General features: G+C 56.7%; 21 protein-coding genes and 3 pseudogenes. 10 read left to right on the forward strand and 14 right to left on the reverse strand.

Going from position 1 to position 26,151, the window contains the following annotated elements; all coding sequences use genetic code 11:
* Nucleotides 1-282 precede the first annotated feature (282 nt).
* The 3 genes from CO676_RS27770 (at nucleotide 283) to CO676_RS27780 (ending at nucleotide 3,506) form a co-directional block, all read left to right on the forward strand.
* On the forward strand, nucleotides 283-1,251 hold the full coding sequence (locus CO676_RS27770) for a nodulation protein NodZ (protein WP_097523450.1): 969 nt from the start codon (nucleotides 283-285) through the stop codon (nucleotides 1,249-1,251).
* Nucleotides 1,252-1,499: 248 nt separating this feature from the next.
* Nucleotides 1,500-2,555, forward strand: coding sequence for a GDP-mannose 4,6-dehydratase (gmd, locus tag CO676_RS27775; RefSeq protein ID WP_097523451.1), 1,056 nt, complete (start codon nucleotides 1,500-1,502; stop codon nucleotides 2,553-2,555).
* Nucleotides 2,556-2,567: 12 nt separating this feature from the next.
* Nucleotides 2,568-3,506, forward strand: a complete 939-nt coding sequence (locus tag CO676_RS27780; protein WP_210202643.1) for a GDP-L-fucose synthase — start codon at nucleotides 2,568-2,570, stop codon at nucleotides 3,504-3,506.
* A gap of 628 nt (nucleotides 3,507-4,134) precedes the next feature.
* Here the strand turns inward: CO676_RS27780 and CO676_RS27790 are convergent.
* Nucleotides 4,135-4,434 carry a hypothetical protein gene (locus CO676_RS27790; protein ID WP_097523454.1) on the reverse strand — a complete coding sequence of 100 codons (300 nt, stop codon included), beginning with the start codon at nucleotides 4,432-4,434 and terminating at the stop codon, nucleotides 4,135-4,137.
* Nucleotides 4,435-5,056: 622 nt separating this feature from the next.
* Here CO676_RS27790 and CO676_RS27795 point away from each other — a divergent pair.
* From CO676_RS27795 to CO676_RS36370, 6 genes and pseudogenes are all read left to right on the forward strand, one after another.
* Complete coding sequence (locus tag CO676_RS27795; protein ID WP_097523455.1) at nucleotides 5,057-5,455, forward strand: nuclear transport factor 2 family protein; 399 nt, start codon at nucleotides 5,057-5,059, stop codon at nucleotides 5,453-5,455.
* A gap of 77 nt (nucleotides 5,456-5,532) precedes the next feature.
* Complete coding sequence (gene hpnC, locus CO676_RS27800) at nucleotides 5,533-6,408, forward strand: squalene synthase HpnC (protein WP_097523456.1); 876 nt, start codon at nucleotides 5,533-5,535, stop codon at nucleotides 6,406-6,408.
* Nucleotides 6,405-7,241: a presqualene diphosphate synthase HpnD gene (gene hpnD, locus CO676_RS27805; RefSeq protein WP_097523457.1), complete on the forward strand. Its 837-nt coding sequence runs from the start codon at nucleotides 6,405-6,407 to the stop codon at nucleotides 7,239-7,241. Before hpnC ends, hpnD begins: the two co-directional genes overlap by 4 nt.
* Before the next feature lie 4 nt (nucleotides 7,242-7,245).
* A pseudogene (locus CO676_RS27810) lies at nucleotides 7,246-8,056 on the forward strand (FAD-dependent oxidoreductase); the annotation flags it as partial.
* Between the two features lies 1 nt (nucleotide 8,057).
* Nucleotides 8,058-9,196, forward strand: a pseudogene (gene shc, locus CO676_RS27815) (squalene--hopene cyclase); the annotation flags it as partial.
* A gap of 306 nt (nucleotides 9,197-9,502) precedes the next feature.
* A pseudogene (locus tag CO676_RS36370) lies at nucleotides 9,503-9,629 on the forward strand (transposase); the annotation flags it as partial.
* A 178-nt stretch (nucleotides 9,630-9,807) separates the two neighbouring features.
* On the opposite strand, the gene CO676_RS27825 reads toward CO676_RS36370, so the two are convergent.
* The 8 genes from CO676_RS27825 to CO676_RS27870 all read right to left on the reverse strand — a co-directional run bounded on the left by CO676_RS27825 (nucleotide 9,808) and on the right by CO676_RS27870 (nucleotide 20,428).
* Entirely contained in the window at nucleotides 9,808-10,821 is a 1,014-nt protein-coding gene (locus CO676_RS27825; protein WP_097523459.1) for a 1-aminocyclopropane-1-carboxylate deaminase, read from the reverse strand.
* Nucleotides 10,822-11,096: 275 nt separating this feature from the next.
* A complete protein-coding gene (locus tag CO676_RS36375; protein ID WP_077068147.1) occupies nucleotides 11,097-11,339 on the reverse strand; it encodes a helix-turn-helix domain-containing protein in 243 nt (80 codons plus the stop codon).
* Between the two features lie 684 nt (nucleotides 11,340-12,023).
* The gene (locus tag CO676_RS27835) at nucleotides 12,024-13,037 is read right to left on the reverse strand and encodes a LysR family transcriptional regulator (protein ID WP_097523460.1); all 1,014 of its coding nucleotides are present in this window, start codon (nucleotides 13,035-13,037) and stop codon (nucleotides 12,024-12,026) included.
* Between the two features lie 1,450 nt (nucleotides 13,038-14,487).
* Nucleotides 14,488-15,036, reverse strand: coding sequence for a tetratricopeptide repeat protein (locus CO676_RS27840; protein WP_097523461.1), 549 nt, complete (start codon nucleotides 15,034-15,036; stop codon nucleotides 14,488-14,490).
* A 16-nt stretch (nucleotides 15,037-15,052) separates the two neighbouring features.
* Complete coding sequence (gene sctV, locus CO676_RS27845) at nucleotides 15,053-17,152, reverse strand: type III secretion system export apparatus subunit SctV (RefSeq protein ID WP_097523462.1); 2,100 nt, start codon at nucleotides 17,150-17,152, stop codon at nucleotides 15,053-15,055.
* Between the two features lie 189 nt (nucleotides 17,153-17,341).
* On the reverse strand, nucleotides 17,342-18,232 hold the full coding sequence (locus CO676_RS27850; protein WP_097523463.1) for a hypothetical protein: 891 nt from the start codon (nucleotides 18,230-18,232) through the stop codon (nucleotides 17,342-17,344).
* 393 nt (nucleotides 18,233-18,625) lie between these two features.
* Nucleotides 18,626-18,922, reverse strand: a complete 297-nt coding sequence (locus tag CO676_RS27860) for a nodulation protein NopC (protein WP_097523464.1) — start codon at nucleotides 18,920-18,922, stop codon at nucleotides 18,626-18,628.
* A 684-nt stretch (nucleotides 18,923-19,606) separates the two neighbouring features.
* The gene (locus CO676_RS27870) at nucleotides 19,607-20,428 is read right to left on the reverse strand and encodes an Effector protein NopP (RefSeq protein ID WP_097523465.1); all 822 of its coding nucleotides are present in this window, start codon (nucleotides 20,426-20,428) and stop codon (nucleotides 19,607-19,609) included.
* A gap of 183 nt (nucleotides 20,429-20,611) precedes the next feature.
* Here CO676_RS27870 and CO676_RS27875 point away from each other — a divergent pair.
* Nucleotides 20,612-21,560, forward strand: a protein-coding gene (locus CO676_RS27875) for an IS630 family transposase (RefSeq protein ID WP_097523466.1) whose coding sequence is annotated in 2 segments (ribosomal slippage) — nucleotides 20,612-20,947 and nucleotides 20,949-21,560 — 948 coding nt in all. Because the reading frame shifts where the segments join, the coding sequence is not laid out codon by codon here.
* A gap of 714 nt (nucleotides 21,561-22,274) precedes the next feature.
* On the opposite strand, the gene CO676_RS27885 is transcribed toward CO676_RS27875, so the two are convergent.
* The 5 genes from CO676_RS27885 to sctQ are packed head-to-tail and all read right to left on the reverse strand — an operon-like array spanning nucleotide 22,275 to nucleotide 26,118.
* Nucleotides 22,275-23,312 (reverse strand): EscU/YscU/HrcU family type III secretion system export apparatus switch protein, encoded by a 1,038-nt coding sequence (locus tag CO676_RS27885; RefSeq protein WP_097523467.1) that lies wholly within the window; start codon nucleotides 23,310-23,312, stop codon nucleotides 22,275-22,277.
* Nucleotides 23,309-24,127: a type III secretion system export apparatus subunit SctT gene (sctT, locus tag CO676_RS27890; RefSeq protein ID WP_097523468.1), complete on the reverse strand. Its 819-nt coding sequence runs from the start codon at nucleotides 24,125-24,127 to the stop codon at nucleotides 23,309-23,311. The genes CO676_RS27885 and sctT overlap by 4 nt, the downstream gene beginning before the upstream one ends.
* Nucleotides 24,128-24,135: 8 nt before the next feature.
* On the reverse strand, nucleotides 24,136-24,414 hold the full coding sequence (locus CO676_RS27895) for a flagellar biosynthetic protein FliQ (RefSeq protein WP_179875675.1): 279 nt from the start codon (nucleotides 24,412-24,414) through the stop codon (nucleotides 24,136-24,138).
* Nucleotides 24,414-25,079 carry a type III secretion system export apparatus subunit SctR gene (gene sctR, locus CO676_RS27900; protein WP_097523469.1) on the reverse strand — a complete coding sequence of 222 codons (666 nt, stop codon included), beginning with the start codon at nucleotides 25,077-25,079 and terminating at the stop codon, nucleotides 24,414-24,416. The genes CO676_RS27895 and sctR overlap by 1 nt, the downstream gene beginning before the upstream one ends.
* Nucleotides 25,072-26,118, reverse strand: a complete 1,047-nt coding sequence (sctQ, locus tag CO676_RS27905; protein WP_179875676.1) for a type III secretion system cytoplasmic ring protein SctQ — start codon at nucleotides 26,116-26,118, stop codon at nucleotides 25,072-25,074. The genes sctR and sctQ overlap by 8 nt, the downstream gene beginning before the upstream one ends.
* Nucleotides 26,119-26,151 lie beyond the last annotated feature (33 nt).

The following is a 26,151-nucleotide window of genomic DNA, read 5'->3' on the forward strand; positions in this document are numbered from 1 at the left end:
GCGCAGCCCTGTTACGGCTCGAGCGTCGCCGATTAGCGGGCTCTTCCAGGCTGTGTCGGCCATCCAGGAAATGTCATCGGCTCTTCTCTTGTAGTTCGCCCCACCCAAACGTCAGCACAAGCCCTGAAAGGTACGTTCCCTTTGCATCCAATACGTGGATGCTTGCCATTCAAAAAATAAATTTTACCGATGTTACCGAACTCCATTAGAAAACGCTGAATTTGATTGGAAACCCGTGAAAGACGGTAAGTCACGAAGCGGCGGAACTAAGGACGGGCAGCATTGAACGAGCGATATGTCCTCTCTCGAAGACGTACTGGTTTCGGTGACTGTCTGTGGTCGCTGGCAGCCGCTTGGCGCTACGCCCAACGGACGGGGCGAACGTTAGCCGTTGACTGGCGCGGGTCCTGCTACCTCGATCAGCCCTTCACGAACGCCTTTCCGGTGTTTTTTGAACCAATCAATGATATCGCAGGTGTTCCTTTGATTTGCGATGACCAGATCAACGAGTTTTTCTTCCCGGGACCATTCTTCCCAAATTGGTGGAATAAACCTGCGATTGAATGTGTTTACCGCCCAGATGGGCAGGTTTTTCGAGAGCGAGACGAACTAGATGAACTTTTCCAGGCCCAAGATGATGTCGAGGCCAACACAGTGGTGTGTGATGCTTGTTTGATGTGGCGTTGCGACGAGGACGCCGAACGGCAGATTTTTCGCAGTATCAAGCCGCGCCCTGAAATTCAAGCTCGCATAGACGCCATCTATCGGAAGCACTTTCATGGGTACAACACAATTGGGGTTCATGTTCGGCATGGCAACGGCGAAGACGTTATGGACCATGCACCCTACTGGGCCGATCCAGACCTTGCCGTGCGTCAAGTATGCACTGCCATTGATGCCGCCAAAGCGTTGCCCCACCCGAAGCCTGTGCGGGTGATTTTATGCACCGATAGCGCGCAGGTACTGGATCAGGTGTCGAGTAGGTTTCCCGATCTTCTCACGATTCCGAAAAGTTTCCGGGCGCATCAGTCTGGGCCACTACACAGCGCAGCCCTCGGGGTTGAGGGTGGCATTTCCGCCCTCGTCGAGATGTACCTTCTTGCGCTTTGCGACACGGTGATTCGGTTTCCTCCGACAAGCGCCTTTACACGTTATGCGCGCCTCTCCGTGTCAAGGGTCATTGAGTTTGACCTGAACGATCCTAGTCGCCTGATCGTGATCGAAAGATCTTCAACAAATACCTCCTCTTGAACGAAAATCGTCACCTCAATTCTAAGGTGCGTGGAGAAGAGCAGTCATGGACAAATTTGAGCGCGCTCCAAGAGACACGAGTGCCTCATGCCCCAGTTGTCCGGCCCTGCACGACACCGGCAGTACTGCTTTGCGAACCGCAAGGCCTCCGTGGGTCCGCTCTGTCGCCGAAGCACGATGATTTCCTTCACAGCCAACGCACTAGCGCACGCCCTCTCCCAAAGAAAAATCACTGGAGATCTAACAAAGTGGCAGACCGGAAAGTAGCTTTAATATCTGGTGTAACGGGTCAGGATGGGGCGTATCTTGCTGAACTGCTATTGGACACAGGCTATATTGTTCACGGCATAAAGCGTCGTTCGTCATCATTCAACACTCAACGGCTAGAGCACATCTATCAAGAACGTCACGACCCTGAAGCAAGATTTTTTCTCCACTATGGGGATATGACGGATGCGACCAATTTGCTGCGCATTGTTCAGCAAACCCAGCCGGATGAGATCTACAACCTTGCGGCGCAAAGCCATGTTCAGGTAAGCTTCGAAACCCCGGAGTACACTGCAAACGCCGATGCGATTGGTACATTGCGCATGCTGGAAGCTATTCGAATTCTTGGGCTGACCAATCGGACTCGCTTTTATCAGGCATCGACTTCAGAGCTCTATGGTCTGGCTCAAGAGATCCCCCAAAACGAAAAAACGCCATTTTACCCGCGTTCACCTTATGCAGCCGCTAAGCTCTACGCGTACTGGATTGTCGTAAACTATAGAGAGGCTTACGGCATGCACGCTTCCAACGGTATCCTTTTCAACCACGAAAGCCCGCTTCGTGGCGAGACGTTCGTGACTCGCAAGATCACCCGGGCTGCGGCGGCCATCAGTCTAGGTATGCAAGAGGTCCTTTATCTGGGAAATCTCGATGCTCAACGTGATTGGGGGCATGCCCGTGAGTATGTGCGCGGCATGTGGATGATGTGTCAGCAGGATAGGCCAGGCGACTATGTCCTGGCTACCGGGGTGACAACATCGGTTCGCACGTTTGTCGAATGGGCATTCGAGGAAACCGGAAAGACGATTGAATGGGTGGGAGAAGGCATTGAAGAAAGGGGCATCGATGTCGCCACAGGCAAATGCGTCGTGGCGGTAGATCCGCGCTATTTCAGGCCCACGGAAGTAGATTTACTCTTAGGCGATGCCACCAAGGCGCAGCAGGTCTTGGGCTGGAGGCACGAGACAAGTGTGAGAGATCTTGCCGGCGAAATGGTAAGGGAAGATCTCTCCTATATGAGGGGCACCCGACAGTAAGAGGCGATGCCGATGTATTTGCTAGACGGAAAGCGCGTTTGGGTCGCAGGACACAAAGGTATGGTCGGCAGCGCCATAATTCGATCGCTTGCCTCCGAGAATTGTGAAGTCATCGTTGCCGATAGGCAGACGCTTGACCTCACGCGGCAAGAGGAAGTTGAGAAATTTCTATCAACGGAAAAGCCGCATGCGGTCATAATGGCGGCAGCGAAGGTGGGTGGGATACTGGCAAATGATACTATGCCGGCCGACTTCATCTATCAAAATCTTATTATGGAGGCTAATGTTATCGAGGCTTCCTTTCGCAGTGGCGTTGAAAAGCTTCTTTTCCTTGGATCCAGTTGCATATATCCGAAGTATGCGTCGCAGCCCATAAGGGAAGAGGCTCTATTGAGCGGGCCGCTTGAGCCAACCAACGAGTGGTACGCAATCGCCAAAATTGCCGGCGTCAAGTTGTGTCAGGCCTATCGTAAGCAATACGGCGCAAACTTTATATCAGCTATGCCGACAAATCTCTATGGCCCACGCGATAACTTCGACCTTGCCTCCAGCCACGTCGTGCCCGCCTTAATACGCAAAGCACATGAGGCAAAGATTAAAGGCCTTGAGTGCTTGTCTATATGGGGAAGCGGCACGCCTACTCGAGACTTCTTGTACAGTGAAGACTGTGCCGATGCCTTGGTTTTTCTGCTTAAACATTATTCGGAGGAGGCGCACATCAATATAGGTTCCGGGAACCACATAACTATCATTGAGCTAGCCCACCTCGTCTGCGATGTTGTTGGTTTCGAAGGCGATATAGTGTTTGACACATCCAAGCCGGACGGTACGCCCCGAAAGCTTTTGTCTAGCGAAAGACTCGAGTCGATGGGTTGGCGCCCGAAGACCTCGCTTGAGGTGGGACTGGCCAGATCCTACAAATGGTTTGTCAGCAACGTGGCTGACAATTAAAGGGGGTCGGTGATTTTTGGCATTGATCGGATTGGTGGGACGCCTCGCGGCGTCCGCTCCTCCCACACCACCAAGCATTCGATACGGGTTACGTACATCGCTATCGACTTTCGGTCAAGCCCCTGCTCAAAGCGATACCTCAGTATCTCGCGCACCCGCCGCATCTCCAATCTCTCCGCCGGCATCCCGTTCCTCCCCTCATGACAGTCGAAGGATGGAACTTCACATCAGCAGGGGACCCACTCCAGAGCCGTCCAACGGGGGCGGATTGCCTCGGAATTTGGAGGCCAGGGTAGGCGGTGATGAACAGTGCCGGCCGGATGGCGATATACTTCGCCACATTGTTGGCGATCGGGAACGTCAATTGCTGCGGTTGATTAGGAGTTGCTCTCCGAGCAGCACAGCTTGGTCTGGGCGCTGTCGAGATCGATGAGAATCGGGCTTGCTTGACTGCCGGCGTGCGGGTGATGGCTGTTCGATCGCGAAAGCCGGGCGACAAAAGCTCATGGGCCAGCATGTCTGCCGTGTCGACGCCGACCCAATGATCCGCGCCTTGCTCGATCGCCGGTGCCGTGAAGCTGCAGCGAGTTGATCCAAGCGCTCGCGTTCGATCTCGCGGATCTGTTCGTCAGCAGCCGGTTCGGGCAATGTTGCGGCTTAGTTCGGCGCGCGTGTTCTCTGGCAACAAAGTGCCTTTTGCGCCCGGAGAGATTCCAGCTGCTTGGCATTGCGCAAAAATGGGTTTGAAGGCGCGAATACCGGAGCGGGCGAAGATCGCCTTTATGCGATTCACAATCCGCGTCCCCTCGCGCACCAGGCGGTCCCGCTCGCGGTTCGGCTGCCGTGCGTCCTCCTCATCGACTGTGGGGATCACTGCCATACTGCAGTGGCCCTTCTCGCCGCCCAGCCAGCCGAGAAAGGCGCGCATCAAAAGCTCGGTGTCGAGACGATCACCGATAGGCCCTTCAATTTTGGGAACCGCGACGTTCTGACTGTACCAGAGTCTGCGGCTGAATCATAGGCGGCTGTGAATCTACCGTATGGATGTCTGTCATTGAAACAATAGATTTCCCTAAATCTAGACCCATGTGAAACTCTGGTGAAAATACATCTGATTCAGGTCTCGAGGTGCACCGGCGCGGATCAAAGCTGTATTGGCGAGTTCGAGTTATAGTTGGCGTTCTTAAAAGAACCCTGCCACGAACTGGCCATGCGTGATTTTCTCCAGGCCGTGCCGGACCCCACGTGTTCGCGAAGGGTGCACCGAAAGTTTGTAGAATCCGGATCGCGTCATCATCGTGGACGTCGGCTGTAACCGCGGAACGACAGGCGGCGCTTCCAATCTTGTCCAAAGGTCTCAGCTCTACCGCTGCGGCTGTAATTCGATGGGGGATGTTCGCACATGGGCCGCCTTGTGCTTCACTTTGGATATGTGTGTGGGCTCTAGTCGGGCGACGCCACCTCAGACTTACTCGAACCAACAACTCGCATACGCCGGATCCCATCTGACGGACGGGTGGTAGCAAAGGTCTTGAGAAAGGAGCTTTTCAATGAAACCGCGCAGGACGGTCGAAGAGTGGATTCGACGATTCAACACGGGTGATGCAATTGCTTTGGCTGAACTGTACAATGAAGATGGAATGAGCCTCCGGCCGATGCAGCGCCCTGTTGTTGGACGCACGGCCATCCAAAAGATGTTCCAACAAGATCGCGCGATTGCGGAGACGATTTGCACTCCGGAGTTCATCCACGAAGAAGATGATCGCGTGATACTTGAGTGGTGGGACATCTTTGGACGGCGGGGATGTGGTATATTCATAGTGTGCGATAGTCGCATCGCGTTTAGCTACTGGGACCTAGGTTCATTTTACGGTTTCAGCAATGAATACTGCGAGACGGATCAGCACTCAAAAGATAACGGATTCGGAACGGATCATTCTCGGGCATGAGTTGAATGCGCGCCGATCGCTCACGACTTTGGCTGAGTAGCATCCCTCGCCCGCAAAACCGATGACGGTGCAATTCAATGACGAGCGGCAGCGGCCCGAGGCCGGACAAAAACCATCGCGAAAAAAATTTCCCCATTGCCTCGTGGATCATCCATCCGCGGCACCCAGCGCTGATTCTTGCCTTCCGCTTCGTTCGCACGGCCGATGACATCGCCGATCACGCCACGCTCGCAGCGGACGAGAAGCTTCGATACCTCGACCTTCTGGAGGCCGAGCTGCTCGGCAAGGGCGAAACGCGAGCCGAAGCTGTACGCCTGCGCACTGCGCTGGCTGGGCGCGGCATGCCGCCGCGTCATCCACTCGATCTGCTCACCGCCTTCCGAATGGACGTGACTAAGCAGCGTTACGAGAACTGGGACGAGGTGATCCACTATTGCCGCTACTCGGCAATGCCGGTCGGCCGATTCGTGCTCGACGTCCACGGCGAAAGTACCTCGACCTGGCCCGCATCGGATGTGTTGTGCGCGGGACTGCAGGTCAACAACCACCTTCAGGATTGCGGCATGGATTTCCGCGATCTCAATCGCGTCTACATTCCGCGCGATGCGCTGGTGGCCAGCGGTGCCTCCGTCGTAGAGCTGGGCGGCGCAAAATCCTCGTCGCGGCTGCTACAATGCCTGCATGCACTTGCAGTGAAGACCGAGGCGCTGCTCAACGAGGGCGCAGCGCTGGTGCCGCAAGTGAAGGACTTTCGTCTCGGGCTCGAGGTTTCCGCCATACTCTCCTTTGCCGATAAGATCGTGCCGATGCTGAAGGTGCGCGATCCCCTAAGCGAGCGCGTGCATCTGTCGCCGCTTGAGCTGCTGGTTCATGGCGCGGGCGCAATGGCAAACGAAGCCGCGCGCCGTGCGCTCGGCCGCGGAACGCGATCTAAGACGACCGTCGGCGCATGAGGGCGGAGGCGGCGGCCCACGCGAACCACCGCACTACGGCCCTCGGCAGCTCGTTCTATCCGGCAATGCGCACCCTGCCGCCGGAACAGCGTGAGGCGATATTCCAGATCTACAGCTTCTGCCGCCAGGTCGACGACGTCACCGACTCCCACGAGCCGCGCGAGCGCCGCCTTGCTGCGCTTCAGCAATGGCGCGCTCACATTGACGCGCTCTACCAAGGTGTGCCGCCGCCACGGCTGAAGGACTATGTCGCCTCGCTAACGACCTTCGGGCTGAAGCGCGAGGATTTCCTAGCAATTGTCGACGGCATGGAAATGGACGTGCTACAGGACATCCGCGCGCCTAACATGGCAACCCTCGATCTCTATTGCGACCGTGTCGCCAGCGCTGTTGGAAGGTTGTCGGTGCGCGTGTTCGGTTTCAGCGAGGAGGATGGCATTGCACTCGCGCATCACCTCGGGCGTGCGCTACAGCTCACCAACATCCTGCGCGACATCGACGAGGATGCTGGGCTGGGGCGGCTCTACATACCACGCGAGGACCTCTATCACGCCGGTATCACCAGCAACGACCCACATAAAGTCATCGTCGACAAGGCGCTGCCCAAGGCGTGCGCACCGCTTGCCCAACGCGCTACGATGCATTTTGCCAAAGCCGACGAAGTTATGAACCGCAACCCACGCCGAGTGGTACGCGCGCCCACTATCATGTCCAAATACTACCGCGCGATCCTTGACCTGCTGCTGACAAGGGGTTTCGCGGCTCCCCGGGAGCCGGTGCGTGTTACCAAACTCACGAAGCTCGCTATTCTTCTCCGTTACGCTTTCATGTGATGTGATGCCAAGAAACGTTCACGTTATTGGCGCCGGGATTTCCGGCCTTTCCGCGGCCGTGCAACTGACCAATGCCGGCCTGCAGGTGCATGTCTACGAAGCGACGCAACAGGCCGGTGGCCGCTGCCGCTCCTTTTTCGATTCCGCAACCAATCTCACGATCGACAACGGCAACCATCTGGTTCTCTCGGGCAACTGTTTGTGCGCAACTACGCCCGTGCGATCGGGACGGAATCCGGTCTTGTCGGCCCGTCGAGAGCAAAGTTTCCCTTCGTCGACATCTCCACCGGACAGCGCTGGCAGGTCGATCTCGGCGGCGGCAGGCTTCCGACCTGGGTATTCGACAGGGCGCGTCGCGTCCCCGACACCGGGCTGTTGGATTATCTGAAGCTTGCACCAATCCTATGGGCCGGCGCGGACGAACTGGTGGGCAACACTATTCCCTGCGATGGCATGCTTTACCGACGTCTGGTACAGCCGCTGCTGCTCGCCGCCCTGAATGCGATCCGCCGGAGGGCGCGGCAGGACTTGCCGGCGCCATCATGCGGGAAACGCTGCTCGCGGGCGGCGAGGCTTGCCGTCCGCTTGTCGCGCGCGCCGGAATGAGCGCCGTTCTGGTCGAGCCGGCGGTCAAGCTCCTCGAGAGGCGGGGCGCCATCGTGCGCCTCAGCCATAGGCTGCGCAACCTTGGAAAATCGGGCGGGCACATCAGCGAACTTGATTTCGGTGACGACAAGATCGCGATCACCCTCGACGACGCCGTGATCCTCGCCGTGCCGCCGCGGACGGCTGCGACGCTCCTGCCGGGCCTGAAGCATGGGCGCGATCTATCCGTCGATGGCCAATATAGTGATGATGTATGACGCGCTTGGCAAGGACGAGCATTTTCCGCCGCGCGCGATCACACGCTGCGCCATTGACAAGCTCTTGGTGATCGGCGAGGTAGAGGCCTATTGTCAGCCCTGCCTGTCGCCGGTCTGGGACACCGCGCTGACCTGCCACGCGCTGCAGGAGGCGGGCGGCGCTAACGCCGTGGCCAAAGCCAAGCAGGGCCTCGACTGGCTGAAGCCGCGGCAGGTGCTGGACGTGAAGGGCGACTGGGCGGTGAAGGCCCCCGGCATCAGGCCGGGCGGCGGGGCGTTTCAGTACAACAACGCGCACTATCCCGATCTCGATGACACCGCAGTGGTGGTCATGGCCATGGACCGCGCGCAGCGGCACGTTGGCAGCAAGGAATACGACACCGCGATCGCACGTGGTCGGGAATGGATCGAAGGCATGCAAAGCCGGGATGGCGGCTGGGCCGCCTTCGACGTCAACAATCTCGAATACTACCTCGACAACCTTTCGTTCGCCGACCATGGCGCGCTGCTCGACCCGCCGACCGAGGACGTCACCGCGCGGTGCATCTCGATGCTGGCCCAGCTCGGCGAAACCGCCCAAAGCAGCAAGGCAGTGGCCGATGGGATTGCCTATTTGCGCCGCACCCAACACGCGGAGGGTTCATGGTACGGCCGCTGGGGCCTGAACTACATCTATGGTACCTGGTCGGTGTTGTGTGCGCTAAATGTCGCAGGTATCGATCAAAAGGACCCCATGATACGAAAGGCGGTGGAATGGCTGGTATCCATCCAGAGTCGGGACGCGGCTGGGGCGAGGATGCGATCAGCTATCGACTCGACTATAAGGGATATGAGCACGCGCCCTCCACGTCCTCCCAAACGGCGTGGGCCTTGCTCGGGCTGATGGCGGCCGGCGAGGTAGAGCATCCGGCCGTCGCGCGGGGGGTGAAATACCTAAAATGCACACAAACCGAGAACGGCCTGTGGGATGAGCAGCGCTACACCGCCACTGGTTTTCCACGCGTATTCTATTTGCGATATCACGGCTACTCCAAGTTCTTTCCGCTCTGGGCATTGGCACGGTACCGGAACTTGAGGAGCACGAACGTTTGATGGAAAGAGTTTGGCCATCGGGTCGATGGGTTATACATACCGTACATGAGGTTGCTGCTCCCCGCAGAAGGGTGACCCTTTCGCTGGTGATTCGTAGGGAACGAATGGAGAGCAGCGCTTGCGATGTTTGCAGGATTGGATGTCGGTGGCAAGCGGACGGTCGTGTGCGTCGTCGACGCGGAGCGACCCTTGACCCATCTGAGCATCAAGGCGTTGCTGGCCTTGGTCTCGATCGAGGCGTTATTGACCAAGCTCAACGTGGTCTCAAGGAACTGTCGCGCCGCCATGAGATCGCCTGGCGTTTGGATGAGCGTGCCGGTGGTCGGGCCGATCACGGCGCTGGCCTTCATCGCAGAACGTTGAGGGGTTTCGAAGGACGCGCGACATTGGCGCCTACCTCGGGCCGAGCAAGAAACGCTATCAATCGGCCGAAAACCGGCACTATCTCTACGAGGCCGCCAATGTGCTGCTGACGACGGTTAAGAAGTGCTGTCATGCCTGGAACTTGTTCGCCAACGACAAGAGCGTCGTCGCCTTCATCAAGTCACGCAAATGGGCGCAGACGGTGATGGCGAGGTCGTCCTTGCGCAGATATTCCCAGATGTTTCTCGTCAGCCTTTGCGGAAGGCATAGCTGTATCCATTTACAGCAGGCGCGCCACCGAGATGCACATATAGAAGGCGCGATCCCCCGGGAAAGAAGCCCTTCTTGACGAGGTCGATCATACCCTGCATGGATTTACCCTCGTAAACTGGGTCAGTGATCATGCCCTCAAGTCGTGCGCACAGGCGGATAGCCTCCTTAGTCTTTTCGGACGGAAGGCCATAACACGGGCGTGCATATTCCTCCAGTAGGATCACATCATCCTCGTTAATTTCCATGCCCCGGTCGATGAGATCTGCTGTACGCTGGGCAATCTCAAGCACCTGTGCTTTGGTTTGGGCGGGAGTGGCGGAGGCGTCGATGCCGATCACGTTGCGCTGTCTTCCGTCCTTGGCAAATCCGACGAGCATGCCGGCATGTGTCGACCCCGTGACCGTGCATACTAGAATGTAGTCGAAGGCGAAGCCGAGCTCTTTCTCTTGGGCCCGCACCTCCTCCGCAAAGCCCACGTAGCCAAGGCCGCCATATCGGTGAATGGATGCTCCGGCCGGAATGGCATAGGGCCTGCCACCTCTGGATTTAACTTCGTTTAGCGCCTTTTCCCAACTGGGGCGGATACCAATGTCAAAGCCGTCGTCGACTAAGCGCACTTCCGCCCCCATGATGCGGCTCAAGAGAATGTTGCCGACCCGATCATAGACCGCATCCTCATGCGGCACCCAGCTCTCCTGCACCAGTAGGCACTTCATGCCGATCTTGGCTGCAACCGCAGCGACCATCCGCGTGTGGTTCGACTGCACACCGCCTATTGAAACGAGCGTGTCGGCATGGGTGGCAATCGCGTCGGGGACTATGTATTCGAGCTTGCGGAGCTTGTTTCCCCCAAACGCAAGACCGGAATTGCAATCTTCGCGCTTGGCGAAGATTTCAACTTGACCGCCGAGATGGTTTGCGAGGCGGTCAAGCTTCTCGATAGGCGTGGGTCCAAAGGTGAGCGGGTAGCGTTCAAATTTTTGCAGCATGCCCCCTCCAGCACGTGAGTGAACTTGCACGAGTCTCCAAATAATGCGCATTTGAAGCCGGCGGCGCTACTGAGGTCAAGTGCCAAGACAAAATTGGCCGCGGCCGATGTGCTACCGCTATGGTTTCCATCTTCCTGGACTCAAACACGCTTCTCCACTGAGCGCAAGGGGCTTGGCATCGGTGGCATGATCCCGGATTGCTTGGCTCGCCGCGCAAAGCTGAGACTTCATTAAACAAACTCAATATTTCGTAGTTTATGAATGCTAGTATCAGACTACTTCAGTGCGAAAGTGGACGTTGGCACTCGAAGTGCGGCGGCTATGCGCCTGAGCCTGCCCGGGTCGGCATCAGCACCTAGTTCAATCCCTATGATTTCGGCGCAGGTCAGACCGCATGTTAATGCGAGGTCGTCGACACTGTACCCGACTGCTTCGCGAGATCGCCGGACAGCGTCACCTATCTCCACGTGGCCCTGAGACGTGTCCTTAGGGCCGATGTTGTGGATTGAATATTTCATGAGATGGACTCCTATGTTGTGCGCAGGGAGCGCGCGTCCTCGCGTGAATGGAACCTCCGGCCATGATGGCGGATCAGGCCTGGAAGGCGTGAACATCCTCAAGATCAAGCCGATCAGCTTGAGCGCAGATGCGCCCGATCGACGGTGCTCTTCTATTCGGCGCGGCCAGTTGTCCTCGCGACAACTCGTCTACCAGCCACATTGCGCCCAAAAAGATTCTCGGCGCGCGGAGTTCGACCCTTGAGTCCGCGAAAGCGGTCCCTCGAAGCTTTGGAAATGATGGTGAACGCCGAGCAAGTGACCCTCCTGGAAGTTGATCGGACTACTGAAAAAAGGGCCCAAGAACCGAGTGCTGATCTTCCTACATGTCTCGCTCGCACAGCATTAAAAGACATGATCTCCCGGCCGCCGAAAGCCGGGCGACGAGTTGAGCAGATTCTCAAGTATGCACTCAACTCCGCCAACTTCGTCGTTATGGGGGGCTTGCGAGCATGTTCGCATTCGTGAGAAGACTTTTTGGAGACGTCACAACGGCGGGATCAAAACACCGGCAGTGCCGGTGTTAACCTACACTCGTTCATGGCGAATCAAAGGCGGAAAGCGGTGCCTCTGCTATGCGCAGGCCGTCGTCAAGACCCGGATCCATGTTCGCTGCACCCTCCCCGTCAGCGTTTAGTTCAACTATCATTCAGCGGTCTCGCCATTTAGTTCTTGTGATACGTCTAGTCGGCCCATCCGCGCTGCAGCGGCGATTTCGCGACGCAGCAAGCGATGTTCCGAGTCGTGATGGCACCGTCGGTGCCAGAACAACGCCACTTCGTAGGGCTTCAGTTCCACGGGTGGATCGATAGTAGCGAGCGGCAGCATAGTCGCGACTCGGGTTGCAACTCGGTTCGGTACCATCAGCACTAGGTCAGTCACCGCCACTACAACTGCCGCAGTCAATACATTGGAAACCACTATCGGGCCGGGTAGCCCAAACTTGGCTAGTCCATCATAAACTTGACCCAAGCCCTCGTTCGAGTCCGAGGCAATAGAGGCGTGACGAAGCGCCGCGAAGGTCCCGACGCTCCACTCCTGCTCCAATGCAGGGTGGTCGTGGCGAAGCAGGCAAGTGAAACGGTCGGCATAGAGACCGCGCCGCAAGTAGCCTGGAGGAGCGGCACCGATCTGCCCGACCACCAAGTCAATATCACCTTGCTCGAGGCGCCGTAGCGCGCCGTCCAATAGTGGCTCGGTGACGATGTCAATATGAGGCATACGCTCGCCGAGACGCGGCAATAGATGTGGTAGCAGAACGAGCGATTGATGATCGGGCATCGCCATTGTCACTTTCGACCGCCAAACCCTTACGCCGGAACTGCGGTTCACCAGTTCGCGGATCGCATTCAACACCGACGGCAGCATTTGCGCCAAGTGTTCGGCCTGCGGTGTTGGGACCAGGCCACTCGACCCGCGAACCAATAGATCGTCATTGAACATGTCACGCAGCCTTGATAGGGCTCGACTCATTGCAGGTTGGCTCCTACCGACATGTTGAGCCGCATGCGTGATGTTTCGGTACTGCAGTAACGCCTCGAGCTCCCCTAGCAGGTTCAGGTCAACCGACGCCAGATTCAGTATACTCCGTTGCTGCGCGGCGTCACTGCCATCGACGATCAGGGCCGTACGCGGATTCTTCCAAGCGGGCTGATCCATGGATGTCTTCTCCTCGTGAGTGGTGTTTGTGGGCCACAAGATTGAGCCCGCGTTAAACTGAGCAGGGGGTGCGGTCAACTGAGCCGTTGAGATGCCTTGGCGATGCAGTATCGCGGGAAGTGTCTTCCGAATTCATTCGCCATCGGCTGATTGATGCTTCTTGCATCTCTAAATTCCTTCAAGCCGGAGCAGGTCTCCTCAGAAAACGCTTGGCGGGGCGGCGTTGCGTTCGGTTGTAAAGCAAAGATCAGTTATGTTGCCCCGCTCGTCCCAGAGCGGCCTATAGATCGCCAAATCAGCGGCACCCTCGGAGGCGACGCCTCTCGACTCGCGTCGCGCCGAGCTAGACCGAGCGATGGCTTGTGATGTACTCGAGACCACGCACGTGCAGGTGAGCACCCGAGATTTCGCTGCCCGTGGCTATAGTTGAGGTGCCGTTGCACGAGCCGACAATTCAGCTCGCCGCGAATATGACCCCACTTGAATTCGCTCATGAAGCCTGCCTCAATGCATCCGAGGACGGATTGCCAATCATATCTGCTTGGCCTGTGTCTGATTTCCACTCTGACTCCAACTTCTCCGAGCTTTCTTAATCGAATTTCGCGAGAATGGAAAAATCGAGTTTTTGCATAAATATCATCCATACCGTGGATGAACGTGTTGCATGCTCAGTCAGCACTATGGGATCTTATTGACGCGGCTCGACCCCCAAGAAGCAGCAACCCAAAACCGCTGGAGCGAACTCAAAATTGGATAAAACTTGGGGGCAAGGTCACATTCGATACGCTGACGTCCAGCGCAAGGAGGATCCACAAACGTAGATGCCGGCTCCGTCGTTCCGAATGCTACAAGAGCGTCAATCATTCGTGGCTTCGGCTTCCTTGAAGCTTAGGGAACCGCTTCAAGACTCAACGTTCTTGGTCTTTCGTTTCTTATTGAGCTTGTCTCCGCCGCTGTAACCGTTCTCCGCAGAACCACTGAGACTTGTGAATGCTAACGCTCCGTCGGCTGTACAAGTTGGGCATCCCCCTTGATGTGATTACCGGAGAAGCCGACATCCACGTAGCTCTAAGAGCGGCCAAGCCGGAAGTCGCCTGCAGGAAACATGGACCACCTTCATCATCGTCCGGTCGACAGAGGGCCTTCACCGACGTGCTTCTCCTGGAGAAGGAAAACCTCGCGAGACCAGCTTCTCGATGGCGCCAGGACATCGGCACCACAGAAGGTGTCATCCTTTCTCAACGTCGGGGGGCGTCCACCCCAGCACTGGAAAACGACGTCCTTCACCGGGGCTCTGCGACTTTCCGGAGTGACCGCGCCGATGGTGCTCGACGACACGATGAACGGCACGGGCCTTCCGGGGTTATGTGGGAGCAAATACTCGTGCCGATGTTCTCGCCGGACGACTGCTGTGTCTGCTTCTTAAAGGCGAATGGCCGTGTTGACTGCTTTATCGGGATTGCGGCAACGAACTCTGTTCGGACTTCCCTGCATACGCAAGAGACAGATTGAGATTATGGTGCAACATCTCATTATCTGGGTCCGTTTCGAGAGCTTTCCGATACAGCTCCTGTGCCGCGTCATGCCGCCCCTCAATGTCCAAGATGACTGCCTTCGCATTCAATGCACGCAAATTACCCGGGGCAGCAACTAAGACGTTGTCTAATGCCGGAAGCGCCTCATGCGGGCGTTTTTGCGCCACCAACGCTTTTGTGAGGCGGATTGCCGCATCGACGTTGCGTGGATGCCGCTTCAGATCATCCCGCGAAGCCCGCTCTTCAGCATCCTGACCGACTGCGCGCAAAATGCGTTGGCGCATAGCCGCATCGATTTGATTGGCGCCGAGCAATTGTGGGGTCGACGTCTCCTTCACTGAAAGAACGGGCTTATCCCAGCTAGCGCAACCGCCGAGAGGCAGGATGGCGAACACTGCGAAGAGAACTAAGGTCAAACGAAATGAAAGTAACGGCGCAGCGACTGTATTCTCATGTGAATTCATGCTTGGTTTTCACCTATCATCCAGTAGTGGCAGGAAGGCGGATACTGCGAGGTTCCCCTGACGTTGCACTAATGGTTCCAGAGGGGAGCCTGATGGATCCGGCGGGTTGAATTTTAAAATCCGAGGCGAGGTCCTGATAAGACAGTACGGCAAGGTCGATACCGTTTCGGGTAAGAAAACCGCGGACGAAGCGTCGGACATCCATTGAAGTTAAGACGATCGGGCGCGTCTGGCCCGGTGCCGTGCTCGAAAAGACCTGCCGCATCTGTGACAGCAGCGCCTCGCTCTGCCGATCCTCTAGTGCGAGGTAGGGGCCTGCAGCCGTTTCGCGAACCGCGCGGCGCACCACATCCTCAGTCTCACGTTCCATGACAAAGGCAGGTAGGACACCGTGTCTGCCATAGCGGTGACAGATCTGCCGCTTCATTCCAGAACGAACGTGTTCCGTGAGCAGGGCGACGTTTTGCTCACGTTCGCTCCATTCGGCCAATGCCTCCAAGACGAGCCGGGTATTTCGGATTGGTATACCTTCGCCCAAGAGGCGGCGCAGCACATCTGCAATCCGGGGGATCGGCGTGGTACGCAGCACCTCCTTCACCAGATCAGAGTATTCCTGCTCCATCCGGCCCAGTAGTTGGCGGGTCTCTTGGATACCCACCAAGCGCGGCGCATGGCAAGTCAACGTCGCATGGACACGCATCGCAAGGAGTTCGCTGGGACTATGATGCCGGATCCCGGCGGCTTTGAGCGCCGGCTCGTGGCTTTGTTCAACCCAAATTCTATGGGTTTCAGGATCATGCCGAAAAGGGATGCCGCTTGACTCAATCTTCGTCAGATCGTCTGCGAGGGAAAGCTGCGCCGGATTAATCAAATCCTGTTCGACTGGCACGCCTTCGACATCTATCCTGAATTGCGACTCGGGCAGCTGCTGGTCGACAGCGACTGGGATCGGAGGAACGATAATGCCGAGATCGGCCGAGACTAGTTGGGAAATACGCGCAATGTGCTGCCGCAATTCGACCTGGTCGATCGCATTCGTAAGGCTCGGCGCGAGGAAGACGCCAATGGGATTTGCCTGCGCAGCCACGTTTCGCGTTTGAGACTCCGCCGGAGTTACAGTTGTAGCATCGACTTTGTCGGCATCCAGGACGTCACCTTTGACGAAGCTTGCCGCCGCGAAGACTGCGGCCAACATAAAAAAGACTGGCAGAGGGAAACCAGGAACGAAGCCCATGGCCACGAGGACGCAGGCCGCCAACCGCAATGCTCGTGTACTGGCGGTGAGTTGATTGGCTATGTCCTCACCGAGGTTGAGTTTCGAAGCCCCAGTTACACGAGTAACCATGGTTGCCGCTGTAATTGAGAGCAGCAGGGCGGGAATCTGCGAGATTAACGCATCACCTATCGTCAGCAGAGTGTAGTGCTGCAGCACCTGGGCGAACGACATGCCCTTCGAAAGCAGGCCGATGGAAATTCCACCCAGCATGTTGATGCAGATAACCACTAGCCCGGCGATGGAATCACCCTTCACAAACTTCATCGCGCCGTCCATCGCCCCATAAAGTTTGCTTTCTTTTTCTAATGCGGCGCGCCGCCTGCGGGATTCGTCGGCATCGATGTGACCGTTCCGCAACTCTGCGTCGATCGCCATTTGCTTGCCTGGCAAAGCATCGAGGGTGAAGCGCGCCGCCACTTCTGCCACGCGTTCGGCGCCTTTCGCGAGAACCATGAACTGCACCATGGTCACTACCAGAAATATGACGAAACCCACGACAATATTGCCTGAGATCACAAAACTGCCGAACGTGTGGATGATGCTGCCTGCCTCGCCCTCGGCCAGGATTAGTCGCGTCGTCGCGACGGTGAGCGCCAGACGGAATACCGTGGAAATCAAAATGACGCCGGGCAAAGAGGAAAAATCAAGTGGCGTGCTGACATACAGGGCCGCCATCAGCAGCAGTACGGCCAACCCCATGTTGAAGCCTATCAGCGCGTCGACCGCCACGACCGGTATTGGCATGACCATCATACTGACGGCCAGAAGCAGCATCAACGCGACCATCAAGTCCGGGTTGGCCGGCGCATACTCGGTGAATTTACGCAGGGCGTTGGCCATGAGGTCCCTTCACGATCGTTTCTGAACCACTCTGCTGCTACACAGATGCAACGTAGCTCCAAGACCGCAGGCGCGTCGTCCGTGAGGCCGACCCCTGCAGCGGATGGCTGCGCATAAGATCCAAAGGCAAGTGCGAAGTTGACCGGTCATCAAGTCTGTCCAAGATCGTCAGCCCTGCGCTGGAATACTTTAATACGGGAGGGCAGCAAGGCGGCCATTTCGGCTTAGCATTACACGACCGTCCTCGATCCGTTCGACCATCCAACCATCATCCAAAAGAGCGCCGACGAAATATTTCTCTCCACTGATGACAAGATATGGAGGCGACCCACGCCAAACAGCTTCAACTGCGATTGCGGATGGCGCCTTCTCATCTTCGATAACCACTCCATTCAATAGCGCCAGAGCGCCCCTCGTGCGATGATCGAACCACTGCTGCACCCTATGCCAACTGTCGGCCGAAGCAGACGTGACGGTGCCCTCGGCTGTCACAACCCCCTCAGCGGAGCTGATCTTAATGTTGGCCAGGCCGGCTCTGTCGACTTCCTGTTGCAGGCCTTTAGCGGCTGTCTCGACAGTCTGGTCATCAGTGTGGTTACCAGCCAGCTTGGGTTCACGTGCGTCACCAGATAAATTGGCGTTTGATACAACAGTGTTGCCGTAGTAAGAGAAAATGGCCGAGAGCACGCCGATTCCCAGTGAGCCAAGCAACACCAAGGCGAGCACAGATATCGAGAGGCGTGGTATGCCGATCGAACCGGATGGCGCTGCATCCTGCACTGACCAGAGAATGGACATCGCGCCTGCATGAATAACGACAGGAAGGGGCGCGACAACCCGCTCGCCTGCGGCAATATTCCCGTTTCCCTCTATGCTGAGACCGGCAGCAAGCGCCTCGACCTCGATCGTTCTGCCCAGAAGAGTGACGCGAAAATGATGCGGCGCGAGGCCCTGCTCGACGAAGACTATGTCGGCATCGAGGCCGCTACCGATCAAGCTCGTTTCTAGAGCCGCCGTACCAGTCAGTTCGCAATAGAGCCCTGAGATAACTTTGAATTGAAGCGAAATGGCGTCGCTCACGGACGATATCCAGACAAAGAGAGAAGCCGCACGGCGAGTGGCATGCGGCTCATCTCGGCTCCACTTCGTGCCAATTGTGCTACGCAGTGCCTAGAGCCCCATCCGCATCACTGTACGCGTTCATCCGCCGCCTTCTTTGTTGTCTGGAGCTCGGTCGTAACAGTGCGCAGTAGCATACTCCTAGCCGTAGCCTCTGCGCTCACCGCTGCCAGTTCTGCGATTTGGGCCTGGAAGGCCGCAGCCCCAGCACCTTTGGCCGCTACGTTCTGGCCAGCCGCGGCGCCAGCTCCAACTGCACTCGTGAGAGCACCTACATTAGCCATGTCATTTCCCTTTCTGTTACAATTGTGCCGTCACTAACGGCACGCACCTCCTGACGGGGACCACCCCGCGTCAGGAATCCTCTTCAGTTTCTGCCATAGCTTCGTCGGCATCAGCCATGGCATCGTTCATAAGTTGCAGCGCAACCGATCGAAGAGCTATTTCGAAGGCTTCGCTTTGAATTGCAGCCTGCGAGCGATCCCCAGAAATGGTCGGGCTATCCGCAACGCCGTTCCCGCGATCCGGCCTGTTGTAACCAGAGGGCCCGCCTGAATCGCGCGGCGGCTGTCCATTCGAATGTCCATGCCCCCCTTTGCGGGCCAGGGAAACGCCGATGGCGCCAACTCCACTTCCAATTACTCCGACCATCAGCTACTCCTGCCTTAGCGGCGAATTGTAGATAGCATCTACTTATGAGCTCCAGCTTTCGAAAAGCTGACGATTGTCAAAAAAAGAAGCGCTAATGCATAATAAACGGGCTGCACGATCTGAACTCCTTGGAGCTCCGGCAGGCCGAGGCGGCGCTCAGTCCGATGCACTTGAGTGACATCAGCATACAACGGGCATGCCGACAGCAAGCAAGCGACAACCTGTTCGAAGAGCCGGTCGGCTCCAGGACAAAAAAACGCTAACGTGTGCAGTTGGACCAGCAGGGCGAGAAATTCGGCATTTTGCGCGAGCGTGAAGCTCTCTCAGGTTCAATGAAGCCTCGAATGCGCAAAGGCTTGCTTTACACGAAACTTCGGGCCGGCGAGACCAACTGCTTTGGGTGTCCACCCGATGGCAAAAGAGGCCGGGCATCAAAGACGCTCCGGCCTCAATGTAAAGAACGGCCTCGAGGTGTTTTACGGGCTTCGGGAGCAAAACCCCGACGAACCTACTACGATGGTCTCGAAGAAACCCTGCCTTCAAGCTCCTTTGCGCCTAAACACCGAATGGGTATCGCTCGTTGGCTCACTGCAGTCTGTAACCCCTTTCGTTCCCTGTCATGACATGAGTCGGGTCTTGCCAGATGGGCTCCAGCCGTGGCGACCAAATCTGGCGAGAATCCGATCACATGAAGTTATCCTCGTAAGTCTCGTAAGAGTAGCTAGTTGAACACTGTGCGGTTTCGGCATCCTCAATTTTGCGGAGATAGAGCGGCGGTTTGTGTGCACGCTGCCATTCACCGGAACTGTTCTTCGTCCATTTGTCGGGATGTTGGGTAGGGTCAAGGACCATGTCGCAATGATCCACTTCAACAAACCCCATCATCGCTGCACGGGCTTGCGCCTCTGGGTTTTCTGCGCGCCAGTTCAGCAACGGTCGTTCGCCGTCGTTCCGAAGTTGGTACTCGAGCAGAATATCGCCTGCATTCTCAACGAGGGGATGAGCGACTTGAAGATCCACTGTGGAGGTAGTCTCTTCATGACCAGGAAATTGGTCTCTCCAACTTTCGGAGTCGAACTCTTCTTCCATTCTGAATCCACCTTCGGTTCTCATCAGTCCAACACACTGGTTTCCCAATTTGTAACTGAAATATCGGGCGTGCTCCGTATCCCGACGTATGGCATATTGCTGAGCAACCTCCGCAGTGCGTCTGGCTCGTGCGGATACGAATTCTGAATACTCTTGTGGATTTTCGGCGATGTCAGTGATTTCTTTGCCATGAAATTTCCTGATCTCCCTCCTGAAAGTCTTGAGATCAATCGGCACCACCGGAGGTTCGTGATCGAGGGTATATCTGGCCGCCGACGATGAACCGCCGTTGGAATACGACCTGTCTAAGTGCATTCGGGCAAACGTGTCCGCGAACTCTTGGGTTTCTGCATCCGTTTGCCTGCCGGCACTCCCCGTGTAGTGGAAATCGGACGAGCCATCAATTCGACCGTACATGGCGATCTTGTACTCCTATCTTTTCGCATTGAGAGCGGCTGGTTAGGGGAAACGGGTCAAGATAGACCCGCACAACTGACGTTCAGCTGACTAGAGCGTTTCATTGCTTAACTGAATCGGATGGGATTCCCGGCAAGTCGGTTTTGTGATTCAAGATGCTGGCTGGGCGGAGGCCAGCATCTGATGACACGAGCCCTTTCGAATGATCTTCGCGAGCGTGTTGTTGCGGCGGTTCTGGCAGGCGAGAACTGCCGTTCGGTTGCGTCGCGATTTGGCGTAGCGGTCTCATCCGTGGTGAAGTGGTCGCAGCGCTATCGGGCGACCGGCTCTGTCGCACCGGGCAAGATGGGCGGCCATCGCAAGCGCATTCTGGAGCCACATCGCGCGTTCATCACCGAGCGGCTCACCCAGAACCCGCAGCTGACCCTGCATGGGTTGAAGGCTGAACTGGCGGGGCGCGGTGTGGCTGTTTCGCACAATGCGGTGTGGCAGTTCATCCGACGCGAAGGGCTGCGCTTCAAAAAAAACGCTGTTCGCCCTTGAACAGGCCCGCGCCGACATTGCCCGCCGACGTCAGCGCTGGAAGGCATGGCAGGCTGGTCTCGATCCCAGACGGCTGGTGTTCATCGACGAGACCTGGATCAAGACCAACATGACGCCGCTGCGCGGCTGGGGTCCGAAGGGCAAACGCTTGCGCGCCTTTGCCCCGCATGGTCACTGGCGCACGCTGACATTCCTGGGCGCACTGCGCTGCGACCAGCTCACCGCACCCTGCGTCTTCGACGGGCCGATCAATGGCCAATGCTTCCGCGCCTATGTCGAGCAACAACTCGTGCCCATCCTCAAGCCTGGCGACATTGTCATCATGGACAATCTCGGCAGCCACAAATCTGCGGCCGTCCGTCAGATCGTCACAGCGGCCGGCGCAAGGCTTTGGTTACTGCCGCCCTATTCCCCCGACCTCAATCCGATCGAACAGGCCTTCGCCAAGATCAAGCACTGGATGCGCCATGCACAAAAGCGAACGATCGAGGACACCTGGCGACACATTGGCTCTCTCGTCACGACAATCCAACCCGGCGAATGCAGTAACTACTTCGCAAACGCCGGCTACGCTTCCGTCAAAACATGAAACGCTCTAGTGGGATTTTCAGCGCGGACAAAAAGCTTTCTACCGCTATTTGCCAATACTCGGGTTCACTGCCCCTGTTGCTGCTTGCGCGGACGGCCGGATCTCGGAACCATTGAACCATTATCGGCTTGGGTGGTAGATCTGGCTGGAACGGACGTGTTGTCGTGGAAGTTTGGGCTTAAGCCTACTGTTCGCGGTGCCGCGTTTCCAATTTGCTGAAGCGTCGACGTTATCGCTGAGGTTCGCAGCACTTGACGCCATCTGTAGAAAAAATGACCGATCGATCTCGTGGCGACGAGTAATGTCCGCCACAGACGTGTTGCCATTCGAAGTCTACGACCCTGTTGCTTTAACCCGCGCACGCGTCATGACGCGGGAGCTCTGCACGCACGGATCTGGCGGGGGCGCCGGACCAGCGTCCCTGCGGCCGCCGTTACGTCCGAGCCCAACACGTGCGGCACCTCTATCGATTCTCCGCCACAACTACCATTCGAAACAACGTGTCGCCACCGACGGACATGCCAAACCTGCACGACAAGCGCGAGCCACGTTTGCCGCCACTCGCAGAAACCGATTGCCAGATGATCCCGCCGTGCGATGTGCTCGCGGCAGCACTGTTTCTTCTGGGCCATCCATTGCGTTCCGACTTAAAGCCAAAGGAATCACGCCCGGAAGTCAATGTCTTCAAAGTTCTTTTCCGAATTCAGGGGATGCTCAGGCCAAACCTGCGGCCAAGAGTGCTCTCGCGATGGGCTCGAAATATTGCATAGGGATGGCTTTGCCGAGTTTCGTTGTGCTGATGAGCTGGTGCGCTAGGACATGATCATCGACAATCTTGAGACGCAGAGCCTGCGCCTCGCGGAGCATGTGTGAAGCGGCCTCGCCCTCGGCACGGCAAACCAAGATCGGCACCCCGGTCTCACCACGAACGTAACGCAGACCCACTAGCGTCGCCGTTCCTCTGTAGACCAACGTGGCGCGATGCACACCCAGCGGAGGCTCGCTAGCCATCTCATTGCGAATACGACGTCGTTCACCCTTCAATTCTGGCGTTCCTTGCTGTTCCTTTACCTCGCGCGTTATTTCCGTCTTAGTCATGCGCATTTCGCGTAGATACAACGCACGCTGCAACAGCAGATCGATCAATCCGCCGATCAGAAGTGCGCCGACGCCAATCCCGATCAGCTGTCTCACCCCAGTAAAGACGACGCCGAAACACCCCATGCCGCAGAGCGGCAGATAGACCATCGTCTTCCACAAGCCGAAAAGGAAGAGGGCAAAGGTCCCGCTGAGGACCAACACCTTAAACTGAGTTTTGACAACCTCGACTACCGAACGCGCCGACCCCAAGCGCTTCAACCATTGAAAAGGGTTGATTTTTTCGAGGTTGGGCTTCATTGGCTCGAGAGAGAATACAAATCCATGATTGGCCAGTAATCCGGCCAAGATCACCGCGCAGAAAAGAACTGAAAGCAGCGGGCCAACGGTTACGAGGGTGAGTTCGACTAGCAGAACCAGCGCCTGCCGGACCGCCAGATTGAAAGACAGGTTCTGCAGCTTGTCGGTTAATAGTAGCGCTTCCTTGCATTTATCTTCGATAACGCTACCTCTTAGCCATAAGTAGCCGAGCCCAGCGCAGGTGGCGGCCGCGCGGACGAAATCCGAGCTGCGCGGTATTTGCCCTTTTTTGCGCGCTTCGCTCAGCTTCTTGGGGGTAGCGGCGTGTGACTTCTCTTCGCTCGTATCGCTCATTGCAGCAACTTGTCGAGCCACCCAAGTGTGCCACCCGCCTGCGTGATCTCAAGTTTAATGCCCTCGAGCAAATAGGTAGCGTAGGTAACCATGATGATCGGAAAAACGATATTCTTGATCGGAGGGGACAACTGGCCAGATTTAAATTGTGGCGCAAAGCGACGTAGCATCATCATTGATATATCAATCAGTCCCAAAAAGAACACTACAGGCCCCGAGACCAATAATGTCGTGCGCAGGATGTGGTCGAGGAGCCCTAATAACTCCATTGCGCCTTGCGGGTTCAACGTTGGCTGAAACCGATACACGGGCCAAATCAAATAGCTGCCATAGAGGGCGCTGAGCACAGCTTCCAGACCTCCCGCTGCAACGAAGATCGTAATTGCAGTGATCCCGAGAAATACTCCCATAGCGGAAGCCTGACTGTTCGTTGCTGGGTCGGCTTGAGTAGACGGGCTGGTGATGCCGCGCTGGTTGTCGATAAACTCACCCGCCGCCTGAAGGCCCCATAAAGGAATCCCGAGAAAAGTGCCAAGTAGCAAGCCGACAAAAATCTCCTTCAATCCGAGCAGGGGTACCTGGATCAGACATGTTTCCGGATCCAGCGCCTGCAACCCTTCGCTGACGTGTGCCAAGCAGGGTAGTCCCAAGGCTAAAGCTAGGCAGCCGCGAGTCAGCCCACCAATCTGAGACCGTGTAAATACAGGAAGGATCAGCATAATGCCCAGCGCGCGCGCCGCGCCAAGACCGGCTGCCGCAACGAGTTCGATGGCCGCATGGAGCAAGATTTGAATCTCGGCAGGTGATAAATACATGGCGCAGACTAATAGCCGAGTGTCATTGCTGGAAACTCAGTAAAGATTTGATCGGCTAGCGCCATGAGCGGGGCGCTCAGCACAGGCGCAAACAGACCAATTACCGCGACAACGACCAGGAGCTTCACGGTGAGCGGCAGGCTTTCGTCCTGGATCTGCGTTGCTGCCTGGATGATGCCAATGGTTAGGCCAACAATCACCGATGCAATGAGCGGTGGCAGAATCCAGATCATGAAAACCACCAATGATTGGCTCATAAGAGTAACAATACTGGATCCGGTAATCATCAAGCACCCGGGATCGTGTAACTGAGCACAAGTCCGTGCATCAATTTCGACCAGCCATCAATTGCGACGAACAAGAATAGTTTGAACGGCACAGCTATAATCGTCGGGGATACCATCGACATCCCCATCGCCATCAATATTGTCGTTACGATAAGATCAATGACGATAAAGGGCAGATAAAGGAGAAAGCCGATTTCGAACGCGCGCTTTAGTTCTGATATCAGAAAAGATGGTACAAGAATGGCGAAATCATCTGCTGTGACTCTGGCGCGCATTTCCTCAGGCCAGACTTTTTCCGTCGAAGAGAGGAAAAATCGCCGCTGCTCTTCGTTTGTGAACGTCTTGAGATGTTCAAGCAAGGGCTGAGTTCCTGCTTTGGCGGCTTCAGTCCAGTCATTGACCGATTGATAGCGGAGTCTCGGATCTGTCATCCGATCATAGATCTGTTCAGAAAAGGGCGCGCTAACGAAAATGGTGAGGATCAGTGCGGCTGCGTACAGCACTATGTTAGGTGGTATCGTCTGGGTCCCGAGTGCGTTGCGGACGAGGAATAGAACAACTGATACTTTTACAAACGCCGTGGTTGTGACGACCGCTAAGACTAGCAGGCCGAGTCCCGCGGTTACCGCAAGAAGGGCCAAGATTGCCGGCTGCATCTCAGTCATTGCATGCCAACCTTCCACGGAGTCTGATGCCCAGCTCATCTCCGATGCGCACGATGTCGCCACGCCCGATACACCGACCATTGGCAACTATGTCCACAGGGCCGTCGATCGGCCGCCCAAGTTCAAAAACATGCCCATCGCCGGCACTCCTCAATGCGCCCAACGACATAGGCCAGCGGCCGCATTCAAAGACAAGCACGATCTCGACGTCGTCGAGATCGGAATCCGACGGCCTTAGTTGCGATTCGGATTCTGTCATATGCGCATTCTCCAAGTGGCGTGATCGCGGGCGGAAAGGCCCCCGCAGGATTAGGTGGTCGCCTTCAAGGTCTGCCCTGGTCCATAACTGACCCACGGACAGAGCGATTTGGCCACGGCCGAACGGCGATATGTCTGGCAACAGAGCATCGCCGACGGATGCTCTTCGAAGCAGCGCCGCCGAAGCTCGAAGGGTGCCGATCTCACCTGCAACTATGATCGGAAGCCCTGGGGAAAGCTCGCGCGGTTGTCGCGGCAACTGGGCAAACAGTTCGCCCAGCACACGGAACACAACCGGCACCAAGCCATCAAGAGGCGAGAAGAGGAACAGGCGACCCTTGCCACTGACTGAGCCGAAGACGATCTCCAGTTCCAGATAAGGAGCCAATGTCATGGCTTCACCCACGCGAAGGAGATGCACGTTCCGGTTCGTCTTATTCTCCAGTCGAACGATAAGCGGCTCGAGCGCAAGTTCGAGAATGAGCGATGCAGTTGGCTCGGAAGGGAAATGAAGCCCACTCTGCACTGTCGAGACGAGCGCCTCTACAAGCGGTCGAGACAGTGACAAGACGACCGTTTCACCTCCCAGGTCCCAGATGCAGTCCAACATCGGAATGACAGAAGTTTCGTGTTGCCAAACAAGGCCTTCCATCGACACCGACAGTGGTTTGTCGCTAACACGGCTTAGAAACGGGCCGCGTGAAGCCGCTATGTCGTTGACCCACGCGACGACCTCGGGGGACAGTGTCAGCGCTGGTTCGAATATGGTGCGTCTGCCCATGCCAGTCATCAAAGCGGTTCTAAGTTGCACGAT

Source organism: Sinorhizobium sp. BJ1, assembly GCF_002531555.1.
GTDB lineage: Bacteria > Pseudomonadota > Alphaproteobacteria > Rhizobiales > Rhizobiaceae > Sinorhizobium > Sinorhizobium fredii_B.